This is a genomic window from Shewanella phaeophyticola, from assembly GCF_025398315.1.
GTDB lineage: Bacteria > Pseudomonadota > Gammaproteobacteria > Enterobacterales > Shewanellaceae > Shewanella > Shewanella phaeophyticola.
In genome coordinates this window covers 656,470-669,485 of record NZ_JAODOQ010000001.1, presented here as the reverse complement: position 1 = coordinate 669,485, position 13,016 = coordinate 656,470, and the positions used below count along the sequence as shown (strand labels likewise).

Annotated in this window: 9 protein-coding genes and 3 pseudogenes; 1 reads left to right on the top strand and 11 read right to left on the bottom strand. The window is 40.9% G+C overall.

Annotated elements, in window-relative coordinates; all coding sequences use genetic code 11:
• Positions 1-90 precede the first annotated feature (90 nt).
• A pseudogene (locus tag N4T56_RS03160) lies at positions 91-578 on the top strand (GspH/FimT family pseudopilin).
• 86 nt (positions 579-664) lie between these two features.
• Here N4T56_RS03160 and N4T56_RS03155 read toward each other — a convergent pair.
• From N4T56_RS03155 to ribF, 11 genes and pseudogenes are all read right to left on the bottom strand, one after another.
• The gene (locus tag N4T56_RS03155; protein ID WP_261732181.1) at positions 665-961 is read right to left on the bottom strand and encodes a TapY2 family type IVa secretion system protein; all 297 of its coding nucleotides are present in this window, start codon (positions 959-961) and stop codon (positions 665-667) included.
• Complete coding sequence (locus N4T56_RS03150; protein WP_390904104.1) at positions 958-1,350, bottom strand: type IV pilin protein; 393 nt, start codon at positions 1,348-1,350, stop codon at positions 958-960. The genes N4T56_RS03155 and N4T56_RS03150 overlap by 4 nt, the downstream gene beginning before the upstream one ends.
• 11 nt (positions 1,351-1,361) lie before the next feature.
• Positions 1,362-4,909 (bottom strand): annotated as a pseudogene (locus N4T56_RS22645) (pilus assembly protein).
• Positions 4,910-4,913: 4 nt separating this feature from the next.
• Complete coding sequence (locus N4T56_RS03140; protein WP_261734742.1) at positions 4,914-5,348, bottom strand: pilus assembly PilX family protein; 435 nt, start codon at positions 5,346-5,348, stop codon at positions 4,914-4,916.
• Between the two features lie 12 nt (positions 5,349-5,360).
• Positions 5,361-6,362, bottom strand: coding sequence for a PilW family protein (locus N4T56_RS03135; protein ID WP_261732179.1), 1,002 nt, complete (start codon positions 6,360-6,362; stop codon positions 5,361-5,363).
• A 10-nt stretch (positions 6,363-6,372) separates the two neighbouring features.
• Positions 6,373-6,900 (bottom strand): type IV pilus modification protein PilV, encoded by a 528-nt coding sequence (gene pilV / locus N4T56_RS03130; RefSeq protein ID WP_261732178.1) that lies wholly within the window; start codon positions 6,898-6,900, stop codon positions 6,373-6,375.
• A 277-nt stretch (positions 6,901-7,177) separates the two neighbouring features.
• Complete coding sequence (gene ispH / locus N4T56_RS03125) at positions 7,178-8,107, bottom strand: 4-hydroxy-3-methylbut-2-enyl diphosphate reductase (protein ID WP_261734741.1); 930 nt, start codon at positions 8,105-8,107, stop codon at positions 7,178-7,180.
• A 39-nt stretch (positions 8,108-8,146) separates the two neighbouring features.
• Positions 8,147-8,546, bottom strand: a pseudogene (gene fkpB, locus N4T56_RS03120) (FKBP-type peptidyl-prolyl cis-trans isomerase).
• A 37-nt stretch (positions 8,547-8,583) separates the two neighbouring features.
• A complete protein-coding gene (gene lspA, locus N4T56_RS03115; protein WP_261734740.1) occupies positions 8,584-9,096 on the bottom strand; it encodes a signal peptidase II in 513 nt (170 codons plus the stop codon).
• Positions 9,097-9,118: 22 nt separating this feature from the next.
• A complete protein-coding gene (ileS, locus tag N4T56_RS03110) occupies positions 9,119-11,941 on the bottom strand; it encodes an isoleucine--tRNA ligase (RefSeq protein ID WP_261732177.1) in 2,823 nt (940 codons plus the stop codon).
• A 32-nt stretch (positions 11,942-11,973) separates the two neighbouring features.
• Positions 11,974-12,909 carry a bifunctional riboflavin kinase/FAD synthetase gene (gene ribF, locus N4T56_RS03105; RefSeq protein ID WP_261732176.1) on the bottom strand — a complete coding sequence of 312 codons (936 nt, stop codon included), beginning with the start codon at positions 12,907-12,909 and terminating at the stop codon, positions 11,974-11,976.
• Between the last annotated feature and the right edge of the window lie 107 nt (positions 12,910-13,016).

Genomic DNA, 13,016 nt, shown 5'->3' with positions numbered 1-13,016 from the left:
CTGCACCGCTAGACAATAAATAACCAATTAAACACTGTAATTCATGCTGTGCTTAGTTATACTCTTCTTTATATAGTTGAGGATACACACATGAAAAAATTTCAGTCAGGTTTTACCTTAGTCGAGGTGATGGTTACGGTTGCTGTAGCGGCTATCCTTCTTGCCGTTGCGGCTCCCTCATTAAACTCTGTTTATGAGAGTGTAAGAGCAGATAATAATGCCGATAAAATTCATGACATACTTGTGTTCTCTCGAAGTCAAGCTGTTAGTTACGGCACAACGGTTAGCTTATGCCCCTTTGCAACTGCAACAACCTGCAAGAGCGGAACAGATTGGAGTGACGGTGTAAGGGTTTACGTTGAAGCCAACGGGGTAACGACAGAGCTAAAAGTCATAGACAGTTTCAGTGACAACGATAAAGTTAAAGGCCGTCAGGCACTATAACGTTTTCTTCTGATGGGATTTCTACTGGGGGCAATTTTACTTATTGCCCCAATGGAAAAGCGGCTGAATCAAAGACGATTACAGTAACGGGCAGCGGAAGAGTATCGTATGGCAGTGATGGTAATAGCTGTTAGCCAATGAACTTAAACAATAAACAAAAGGCTTAGTTTCTTAAACTAAGCCTTTTTTTATAGTTGACACTAAAGACTCTATTTAATTATTATCTTAGTGTCACACTATCCAATTCTTGGGCAGATTTTAATTCGAAAGTACCATCCAATGACAAACACTCACTGACCTCTTTAATAAAATACTTAGTTCCTGATTTACCGTCTTTAAACTGTGAACCAGATAATGTGGCCTGATTCCATTTAGCATCCTCAACCTTCCAGCGATAAAATAATATTCTCTCGCCCACAGATGAAGTGATATGGCATTTATAATCTTGCCACTTACTTGTTTGAGCAATAGCAGTGACTGAAATAAAACATAAACACAATATGATAAACTTGCTCATTTCCAACACTCCTTAGAGGTGCCTTTAACACCAGCGGCAGTAAGCGTTATTGTACCGCATGTGGAATCAAGGGTTGCTTGTCTGCCTTTTGCTGTTGCGGTAATGGTGTAGGTTGTCGTGCCTACAGAGTCAACAGAGTAATAACCATTTTCAGTTAAAAATGGCTCCGCTGACATACCTAAATCGGTCATATCTTCAGCAAAGACACGATTGTCTATATAATATTGCTCTTGTAAATTGGCTACCCTCAGCACCGCAGCAGTACCTTCAGAACGGCCACTTTTAGTGATGAAACTCGTGTATGAAGGATAGGCAATAGAGGCTAATATCCCAACAATAACCACTGTTATCATCACTTCAATTAAGGTAAAACCTTTATGATCCTGCATGCTCATAATTTCTATTCTTCTATGTGATAATAAATTCGATTAGTCGTTAACCCAGAACCTAAAGTAATCGTCCCTTTGCAATCTGTGCCCTCACACTCTCCTTTACCGACACCAATAATATAGGCAACAGACTCTTCGCCATCTTCTGCGTGAGGGATAACAATTTGTGGAGTATCAGGCACCCTTTCCCCTAAATCGTAATAAAGTTCACTGTATGTCCTAGTACCTTTATGCAAGTCCAAAACATAAAGACGCCCTTCTCCAGATAGATCACAAACACCTAAATCATAATCAATAGTGCCACCTGAAGGTGGTATAAATGAGGTAAAATATACTTGACCATCAAATATTAATGACGAAGAAAGTGTTTTCTCACCCGTCGAAGTAAAATCATAATACCAACCACGCTTGGTGCCAAATACAAGGTTTTCAGCCTCTGAACTTGGCGACGCTGAAGTCACATCATATAAGTCCGATATCAATAGCGTCGCTGGCGCATCTGTAGAAGTATATGACTTTGTTACAACATTACGGTCTTGAAACACAAAGAACATATCATTTGTGTAAGTATCTAATGGATGGTTTCGATTACCAGTTCCTATAGTGACAGCATCATAGGGAATATTTTGATAGCTCAATACGCCACTCGTGCTATGAATATTACTTATTTGTGTCTGTGCTAAGGCTGGCTCATAGAAAAACATCCTATCGTTAGGTGAACTGCTATCACCTACATAAGCAAACTTAAATATTGTCCATGTTGATTGATCGGACGATGGTAAATCCATACGCCAAATATTACCACCAATGTCAGAAGCATAGATTCTATCCGTAATACCATCATTATTGCTGTCTAGTACCGCCACTTTACTTACTACGCTATTCATTTCCGAAGAGGTAAACGATTTTATAAGTCCATTTGGACCGGTATCTGCATTGACAATAAATACGCCCTCTCCATTACCATCACTTGACGCCATGCCGCCGCCAAAAATGATTACGGGGTCATCAATACCTGGAACAAAAGTAACAACAGGTTCTGACCATGTCTCACCTAAATCTTCAAAACCTGAAGTGGTTGAGTTAATGAGCCATTTCATTGACGGTGAATCAGGGTTAGAGATGTCGAGTGAGTAATATGATGCACCACCACTTCGCATTCCTAAGTAGAGCCAAGCTTTACTAACTGCGCCACTACTATCAGTTTCAGTATAAGCGACAGGGGATAAGTCCATGCCATATACACTATGCTCACCTGTGGAGTTATTTTCTCTCAATATTGGAATATTGCTCCACAGCTCTTGCGGAATAAACGCCCATGATTCACTTACACTTCCGACGGAATAATCAGTACTGCCAGTATCTGAGTCCTTAAACATATGAACTAAGCCTTGGTTAGTTCCTAGTATCACTCTGACATCAAGGTTTTGTGTTCCATCAGTAGATTGAGTGCCGAAATTAAGCGCTAAGGGTTTTGAGTGAAGTGGATCACCCATTACATCAATTCGATAGTCAGTATAGACATCGTCATTGTCATCATCGTCAACATCTACACCATATAACCAATCAAGATCTGCTTGTGAATACGTTGACACAAAACTAGAGCTGTCTATATCAATTAAACTATTGCCACTATTAGTTTTGATATTTCTATTTTTAGGGTGCTTCTTATGTAAGGTAAAACACCGCCTGAATTAACATTGTTACCATCCTCAGAATTTGCCGCACACACATTCCAATAAGTACAAACTGACGCAGAGATATTACCGTCAGAATCAACTGCGGTTTCGGTTCCACCAGAGCCGACTATTTCGCCGCTAGAGTTAACCTTAAGTTTCTTTAAATTGCCACTCCAACGAGGCCCCGTACCTGGATAGAACATGGCAAAATAAGCAGAGTTAAAGGTTTCAGTTTTATCAAAGTTATTACTTGCAATACTCGGTGAAGTAAAAGACGTATTTACTGCTAATATATTTTTTAACACACTGTTGATTGCATCAACTAAAGCCAAACCATTTGATGCTCTAAAATAACCTGATGATATTCCGGTGCTTTCATCTCTAGGGCTACCCGCTCTGTATGCAGCTTCCTCTAAAAGAGCTGCTGCAGAGTCTGCACCAGAAGAGAAACCAATAGTATAAAGTTTTACCGTCTGCTTGTTATCCTCACCTTCAGAATCAAGTACTCCCTTTACCACATCGTTATTTGCCATATAAGAAGCAAGAGCAGGTAAGTAACTATATTCTTCATTTCCGCTAGTATCATCAAAAGTAAACTTTGAATAATCTGCGGTTTTATCCTCTGCAGAGGCAGTTAAACTGATTATATTTGAATCTGCATAATGATCTAATGTGGGTGCACCATCAGTAATGTAGACAACATAAGCTGTATCGGGACACTTTTTTAATGGTGTAGTGTAACTACCAGAAGATATAATACTTGCCGGCGTATTAGGATCATAATCTTTGATCTTATTTTTTCCAGAACCATTATTATCTTTGTTACCGAAGGTTACTGAGTCACCACTAAAGTATTGATAAGCTTCATATAATGTTTCACATAATGGTGTATTCGTATCCGCGGTTAGATTATAAATGGTGTTAATGAGTGCAGACTCATTCGATGTAGTCATTTCTTCAATACCGGAAATGATACGCCCACCGTCAGCATTACCCTCTGATGGGTAATTTAAATTAAATACCGCTAAGCCAGCATCAATCGGAATCGACATATTTGTTAAAGCCGCATTTAAAGCATCCTTAGCAATATCCATTCGAGTACTTAAACTTCCACTATTTTGCCCTTCTTCTGTCGTTGTAACCCATTTATACCAAACCAGATATTCAGCTGTGTACAAGGTGACGGTTGCCTCAGATCCAAAATCTGTGTTGTTATAACTTTCTTCTCTCGCAATGTTGTTAGTAGAAGTTGTGTACATAGCCTTGGTGTTTATAGGATAACCATCCGCATAGTCGTCGTAACTATTGCCTGATTTTTCTTGGCCAGGATTTTTTGGGTCGTATTCTAAAATATCCTGAAAACAATCAACAACTTGATTTTGATTAAAACCATTATTATCGGCTAGAGGTTCCCAGGTACCAGAGTTGCCTTTTGCTTTAAATTCTCGCAAATAACCAGTGTATTGACCGGTCACTGCTAATGGCTCAATTGATTTATTACAATTATTATTTGCGGCGTAAAACCGACGAGAATCGTTAGGTGAATCAGGGGTTGGTAAGCTCGTACTATCGATACCATCTGCAGTCCAGTAGGTGCCATTCTCATTAATATAGCCTGAGTAACTACTTGCATAGCTTTCATACCCATCTGCATAGGTACAGTTACCAGCTTCATATTCAGAAGCTGAGCAGTAAGGGCTTACAGACTGCTGATCTTCAGTATCCATACTGCCGGAGTTATCAAAAATAAATAAAATCTGTGGACGTTTCCCAGAACGAGCACTTGAGTCAATTAGATATAACTCTGTATCGTCGGCAAAAGCGCCTCCAGCTAAAATATTTATTGCTATAAATATACTGACTAGAATTCTATTTTTCATGAAATCAACTCCCTGTTAACACTTGCTGCTCAACACCTGCTGCAACTGTTAAAGAACCTAAGTTATCCCGACCAAACTGGACTGTACTAGTTATCTGTGATCTTCTACAACTCACTAAATTTACACCCATTGCGTTAGACGTCCTTTGGCAACCAACATCCCTAACGCCAGTTTCTGGCAGCGGTGTTATGACTTGCGTACTATTAAATAAATTTTCTGTTTTAACCGCTGACAAATTAGCAAAACTTGCCCCTGAATTAGTAGCAATGACCTGCTCTAGACCACCATTTGCAGTAGACATGGCCTCTATTCTTTCAGACCCTGCACCAGACATTCTTAATGACTGAGTTGAGTTGACCGCTAGAGCAATACCAATAACCGTCATAATAACCAAAACGATGAGTGATAAAAATAATACAATCCCTCTTTGTTTCTTCATAAAAATAGTCATTTAATTCCTTATTAAAACAGGGTTTTCTAAGATCACGGTTGTCGATAACACTTTTCGTCTAAAATTATCATTTGGTGCATTGATCTGTTTATCTCCCAACTGATAAGTCACTTGATTGTTGTAGTTATTATCTGCCTCAGTTGAGCGAACTAATAAATAAATTTTTACAGCAACTAAGCGTTGAAATGTTTCGTTATCCCACATTAATGTTGTGACATCTGCAGCTGGAATAAATGTATCAGGCGTGCTATCTGCATCATTATCGAACCCGTATAAAAAACGAATATTTTCAATTCCCTCAACTAATTGTTCATCATTGGTCATACCATTAGCTGTTAATGTTTTTCTGCTCAAAATGGGTAAACCATTTTCTGTATCAATGAAATAGACATGATGTTGATACTCCCAAACCCTTGAATTAGGCATAACACTTGAGGGATCTGTACCATTAAAAAATATCGCTTGAGTTGATGTAGCTGAGACGGCGAACCTTGAGCCACCATTAACAGGTGAATCGCTACCATCACCCGAGCCTAAACTAGGCTCAATAAAACGCTTAATTTGAATAACGTCAGTATTAGCCGCCACCGTAGCCGAAGACAAACAGGCTAAAGGAGTCGTGCCACTTAAGCCATTTTCATAACCCCATAAGCGTCTGAAATGTGCAGCTTGATTATTGGGTAAACTCGCATTATTCAGACCAGCCCCAATACAATCATCCGCTGCTGGAATTGCATCATCTAAAGTAGTGTTGATACCGGAGATAAATTCCGAACCGGTCATATCACCAAAAAAACCAAGCTGGGCAATATCTCGTTCCATGATGGCAAGTGCTATACGACCATTTTCTTGTAGCTGGTTATATTGGCTTGTTGTCGTTACATTGGTTGCCGACATACTAAACATAGTAAAAATGCCGGCAGATAGAAACAAACTGATCAACATCGCCACCATTAATTCAACGAGCGACATACCTGATTGTTTCTTTACGTGACTAATCATTTTTTTTCATTTAAATAATCACTGTTTGAATTGAGTAGATTCGACGTTTATCACTAGCCGTACCACAAGCATTCACATCCCCTGCATCGCTGGAACTTCTGATCGCCTTCCAAGACATAGTAACTGTAACCACATTTCCATTAATTGCGATACAGCCAGTTGCAGAGTCTAGGCCTCCAACATTATTATTGTTAATCACTTCGGAAGCGCCAGTGAAAGAAGACTGCCATTCAAAAATATCCCACAACGCCATTTGAGCAGGACTACACAGCACTCCACCTTCGCAACTCTGAGACACCGTAGAAGGGTTACCAGAATATGGTGAACCACTGGCATATTGCGCTAATTGAGAAGAGTTTAAACGCATGCGATTCAGAATATCACTTGCTAAATAAGATGCTTGAGTTTGTTGAAAGGACTCGAAACTGCCCTGTTTAGAGACAATATGCAGATTAAAAATGCCAATAAGGCCTATCACCAGAATCACTAGTGAAACCATAACTTCGATTAAGGAAAATCCATTCCTTTTTAATGACATTAAGCCAAACCTCCATGAAAAGATAATTAAATCTTGGTTTTACCTTAAAAATAACACACTTATAATTACTTTAAGCCATAGATAAGCATAGCTGAGCTAAAAGTAATCAGAAAGTAGTAACAATAAATATTTACACTGATTTATAAAGTTACAATAAGTTCACATAATTATCTTACTCATAACAATTAATCGGTATTATACTCGGTTTATCACACAAGTACAAAAAACCCGCAACTAATAATAGCTGCGGGTTAATAAGTTTAGATCTATGATTTAACTATCTTAATTCTGCAGGGACAGCAAAAACCGTATCTTCTTTTCGACCTTCTACTTCAGTAATAACACTCGGTGCTAATGTAGCAATTGCGTTAACAACCTGTTGAACCAATACTTCAGGTGCTGAAGCGCCTGCAGTTACGGCCACTTTGCTGACATTATCAAACCAAATTGCTTCAACATCTGCAGCGGTATCAACTAAATAAGATTGCGTACCTGTTTTTTCAGCTAGCTCACGTAACCGATTAGAGTTAGAGCTGTTTTTTGAACCAACAACAATCAATAAATCAACTTCAGCAGACATGCTACGCACGGCATCTTGACGGTTTTGAGTTGCATAGCAAATATCATCTTTACGAGGTCCTTCGATTGAAGGGAAACGTTGTTGTAAGGCTTCGATAATATCTAAAGTGTCATCTACTGAAAGCGTTGTTTGGGTAACAAAACATAAGTTTTCAGGATTGTTAACTTGTAAGCTTTGAACATCTTCAGGTGATTCAATAAGATAAACACCACCATTAGGGTTATCATATTGACCCATTGTGCCTTCAACTTCTGGATGACCTTCGTGACCAATCAAAATACATTCAATACCTTTACGGCTGGCACGAGTCACTTGTAAATGCACTTTAGTCACTAAAGGACAGGTTGCGTCAAACACCTTCAGCCCACGCTCTTTAGCTTCTTTTCTTACCGCTTGTGACACACCATGAGCACTGAATATGACAATGCTGTTATCAGGTACTTGCTCAAGTTCATCAACAAAGATTGCCCCGCGTTGTTTGAGATTTTCAACCACATAACGATTGTGCACCACTTCATGACGTACATAGATAGGCGGTTCAAATAATTCTAATGCGCGTTCAACAATGCTAATGGCACGGTCGACTCCAGCGCAGAAACCTCGAGGGTTAGCCAGTAAAATGCTCAGTTCAGGAGATGTAGGATCAACTTTCAACATATTCTGCCTTTATTCCGTTATAACACTGACCACTTCAAGTTCAAATGTAATGGTGTGGCCGGCTAATGGATGGTTTAAGTCAACGGTAATTGAATCACCCGCAGTGTCACGCACAACACCAGGGATCTCACTACCTCCAGGCCCATGCAAAGCTCACTATCACACCGGTTTCAAGCTTCATGTCTGCAGGGAAACGGCTTCTGTCCATATAATGGATTGCATCAGGATTTGATTCACCAAACGCATCTTGCGGTGCGAGTGTAAATTGATGCTTATCACCCTCTTTCAAGCCTTTAAGTTGAGCTTCAAATGCAGGACTTAAACTATTATCACCAATGTTTAAACGAGCAGGTTTACCCGAGGCTTTAGTACTATCGGCTGTTGAGCCGTCTTCAAGCACGATATTCATATGGCATACAAGTGCATGGCCATCTTGTTTAGATAAATCAGTCACGGTGAGATTGCTCCTCTGACGCTTTAGCTTCTGGTTTAAACGATTCCCAAATGATTAATATCGCACCAACAAAAATGCCGGCATCGGCGATATTAAAGGCTGGGTAATGGCTGGTGTTCCAGTAAAAATCAATAAAATCCACCACAAAGCCATGCATTAAGCGATCGACTAAATTACCTAACGCACCACCAATTACAAGGGTAAAAGCTAAATTACTGCGCCACATCGTGTGCGACTGTTTACGAAGCCAAATGGTTAATAAAGTACTAAACCCCACCGCAATAACGGTAAATAACCAACGTTGCCAGCCACCGGCATCACTTAAAAAGCTAAATGCTGCGCCGTAATTTCTTACGTAGGTGAAGTTAAAAAATGGCAGTAGGTTAACCGAGTCATACAATTCGAAGTTGCTCAGTACCCATTGCTTAGATAGCTGATCGGCTAAAAACACCAATGCAGCTACCCAATACCAACGCAAGCCACTGTCTTTCCAAGTTAATGGCACAGAACTCATTATTTGTACTTCCTTAAGCGAATTCGCGTTGTTCGCCTTCACCTTCAATATTGGTCACACAACGTTGACACAATGTTGGGTGAGCTTCGATGGTGCCAACCTCTTCACGGTAGTGCCAGCAGCGCTCACATTTCTGAGCTTCACTTTTGCTAACCACTAATTTAAGTGAGCTTAACTCGGTTTCAATTGCGTCATCGCCCGCTTGAGATAAATCAGCAACCGCCGCTTTAGAAGTCAATAATACAAAGCGAAGTTCATCACCGACTTTTGCTAACTGCGCAGCTAATTCAGCATCAGCATATAGCGTAAGCTCAGCTTCTAATGAACCACCAATACGCTTATCACGACGTGCTTGCTCAAGCACTTTGTTCACTTCGTTACGAACATCTAACAGCTTAGCCCAATAGTCATCACTTAAATCAGTATCTAAAGTGACAGCATCAAGGCCTTGATACCACTCTTGGGTAAATACGTATTTTTCACGCTTACCAGGCAATAATTGCCAAACTTCGTCAGCGGTAAAGCTAAGGATGGGTGTCATCCAACGTACCATTGCTTCTGCAATATGGAATAATGCAGACTGACAACTACGACGAGCATGTCCTTCTTGCTTAGCGGTATATTGGCGATCTTTAATGATATCAAGATAAAAACTACCTAACTCAACTGAACAGAACTGCATCAGCTTTTGAGTCACCTGGTGGAAGTTATATTGATCATATGCTTCGATGATTTCTTTCTGTAACGCTGCTGCACGGCGAACAACCCAACGGTCTAGTGCAACCATGTCTTCTGACGCAATCATGTCCGTTTCTGGATTGAAACCACTTAAGTTTGCTAACAAGAAACGTGCAGTGTTACGAATACGGCGATATGCATCAGCACTGCGATTTAAAATTTCGTCAGATACAGTCATTTCACCGCTGTAATCGGTGGCCGCAACCCACAAACGTAAAATGTCAGCGCCGAGTTTATTGGTCACTTGTAATGGTGCAATCACGTTACCCACAGATTTTGACATTTTGCGGCCTTTACCATCAACGGTAAAACCATGGGTTAGTACTTGCTTATAAGGTGCTTTACCATTCATCGCAGTTGAAATCATTAGCGACGACATAAACCAACCACGGTGTTGATCGCTACCTTCTAGGTATAAATCGATTTCGTGACCGTGAAACTCAGGGCGCGCAGCAACCACAGATGAGAAGGTTGAACCAGAGTCATACCATACATCTAATGTGTCAGTGACTTTGCGGTATTTATCGGCTTCATCACCGAGTAACTCACTTGCATCAAGGTCCCACCATGCTTGAATGCCTTGCTGCTCTATACGATGCGCAACACGCTCCATTAGTGACACGCTATCTGGATGTAACTCTTCTGTTTCGCGATGTACAAATAATGTGATTGGTACACCCCAGGTACGTTGACGTGAAATACACCAGTCTGGGCGGTTTTCTACCATTTTTTCGATACGGCTTTGCCCCCAATCAGGGATCCACTGCGTTTGTTCAATTTCTTTCAATGCTTGCGAACGTAAACCATGATTATCCATAGAGATAAACCATTGTGGCGTTGCACGGAAAATAATCGGGGTTTTGTGACGCCAGCAATGTGGGTAACTATGACGATAGGGCACATGCAATAATAACGCGCCTTTCTCTTCAAGTAATTCAACCACACTCGCATTGGCTTTAAATACATGCTGACCGGCAAAGAATTCTGTATCTGGCTTATAAACACCATTATCGCCAACAGGGTTTGCCACTTCTAGACCATACTTTTGACCCACCACAAAGTCATCTTGACCATGGCCTGGTGCAGTATGAACAATACCGGTACCTGCATCCGTTGTAACATGGTCGCCTAAAATAGCTGGGACGTCGAATGCATAGAATGGGTGATTAAAGCGCATAAGCTCAAGCTCAGCACCTTTCACTTCACCTAAAACAGTGTGTGACTCGGCGCCATAACGCTCAAGACAAGACTCAACCAACACTTGTGCTAAAACCAGTGTGGTTGTTTCACCTTCTTTGGTAAATTCAACCAGACTGTAATCTAATTCAGGGCTAAGTGATAACGCGCGGTTAGCAGGCAGTGTCCACGGGGTGGTGGTCCAAATGGCCATTGAAACTGGTTTGGCATAGTGTTCAACACCAAATTTAGCAGCCACGGCAGCGCTGTCTACTGCAACAAAAGCCACATCGATTGCTGGTGAGGTTTTATCTTCGTATTCAACTTCTGCTTCAGCCAACGCAGAGCCACAGTCGGTACACCAATGCACTGGTTTAACGCCTTTATGCAAATGGCCACTGTCGATAACTTTTGCTAGCGAGCGAACGATATTCGCTTCAGTTGAAAAATCCATGGTCAAATACGGATTTTGCCAATCACCCAATACGCCTAAGCGGATAAAGTCATCGCGTTGACCGGCAACTTGGGTTGCAGCATATTTGCGACATTCTTCGCGAAATTCTGCTGCAGAGATTTTAACCCCAGGCTTACCCACTTTTTGCTCTACTTTGAGCTCAATAGGTAAACCATGACAATCCCAACCAGGAATATAAGGTGCGTCAAAACCTGACATGGTTTTTGACTTAATAATAATGTCTTTCAGAATTTTATTTACAGAGTGACCAATATGAATGCTGCCATTAGCGTATGGAGAGCCATCGTGCAAAATGAAAGGTTTACGGCCAGTACGGCTGTCACGGATCTGTTGGTACAGTCCATCTTGCGTCCAGCGAGTTAACATTTCTGGCTCGCGATTTGCCAAATTACCGCGCATCGGAAACTCTGTTTCCGGCAAATTCAAAGTAAATTTATAGTCGCTCATTGATCCCATACCGTTATTAAAGCTGATTAGTTTCAGCTAGCATCGTTGCTAAACAAAGCCCGCGCTTCGTTTGCATCATTTAAAATTTGTTTTTTTAGCGCATCCAATGATTCAAAAGGTTGTTCATCACGGATTTTTGCTACTAACTCTACTTCCACTCGTTTACCGTATAAATCACCGGAAAAATCAAACAAGTGAACTTCTAATCGACAGGTTTGCCCATTCACTGTTGGTCTAAAACCCACATTAGCAACACCTTCATAAATATCACTGCCATCCCAATATAAACGCACAGCAAACACGCCGCGCACCGGAACAACATGTCTTTTTAACGCAATATTAGCAGTAGGAAATCCAATAGTGCGGCCAATTTTTTGCCCGTGAGCAACACGACCGCTGAGTATGAAAGGATGCCCTAATAAGCGTCTAGCTTGCTCTAGGTGACCTAATGCAAGTTGCTCTCTCACTGCAGTAGAACTGACTCTAAGTGAGCCCACCATAAAGCTTTGAGTGCTCACCACAGTAAAGCCAAACTTTTTACCCGCAGCAACCAACATATTAAAATTGCCGACGCGACCTTGACCAAAGCAAAAATCGTCACCTACAACCAAATATTTCACACCCAGTTTTTTGACCAGCAGATCTTCAATAAAGACTTCAGCTGGTTGATTAGCAAAAGCGGCAGTAAAGTTAATACACAGCAATTGTTCGATTTTAAGCTCATCGAGCAACCGAATTTTGTCACGTAATAGACTTAAGCGAGCTGGAGCATCTGCACCACGAAACCGTTCTTGTGGCTGTGGCTCAAACGTCATTACAGTGGCTGGCAATTGAAAGTGATGCGCCTTATTAACTAAGTTGCTTATCACTTGCGCATGACCACGATGGACACCGTCAAAATTCCCGATGGTTAATACGCAACCATGATGAGAAGGTAAAATATTGTGTATACCGCGGATTAATTCCATTACGCTCAATAACTGCCAATTGTAAATCGGCAGATTATATACCCAAACCAATGTCAGATGCGAGTTTCCACCTCATATAATTCCACTCGCTTTATGAGTGACTCGCC

Bases quoted from the DNA above. Each gene is read 5' to 3' on its own strand.
- N4T56_RS03155 (WP_261732181.1), bottom strand. From the start codon at position 961: ATGAGCAAGTTTATCATATTGTGTTTATGTTTTATTTCAGTCACTGCT.
- N4T56_RS03150 (WP_390904104.1), bottom strand. From the start codon at position 1,350: ATGCAGGATCATAAAGGTTTTACCTTAATTGAAGTGATGATAACAGTG.
- N4T56_RS03140 (WP_261734742.1), bottom strand. From the start codon at position 5,348: ATGAAGAAACAAAGAGGGATTGTATTATTTTTATCACTCATCGTTTTG.
- N4T56_RS03135 (WP_261732179.1), bottom strand. From the start codon at position 6,362: ATGATTAGTCACGTAAAGAAACAATCAGGTATGTCGCTCGTTGAATTA.
- ileS (WP_261732177.1), bottom strand. From the start codon at position 11,941: ATGAGCGACTATAAATTTACTTTGAATTTGCCGGAAACAGAGTTTCCG.
- ribF (WP_261732176.1), bottom strand. From the start codon at position 12,909: ATGGAATTAATCCGCGGTATACACAATATTTTACCTTCTCATCATGGT.
- pilV (WP_261732178.1), bottom strand. From the start codon at position 6,900: ATGTCATTAAAAAGGAATGGATTTTCCTTAATCGAAGTTATGGTTTCA.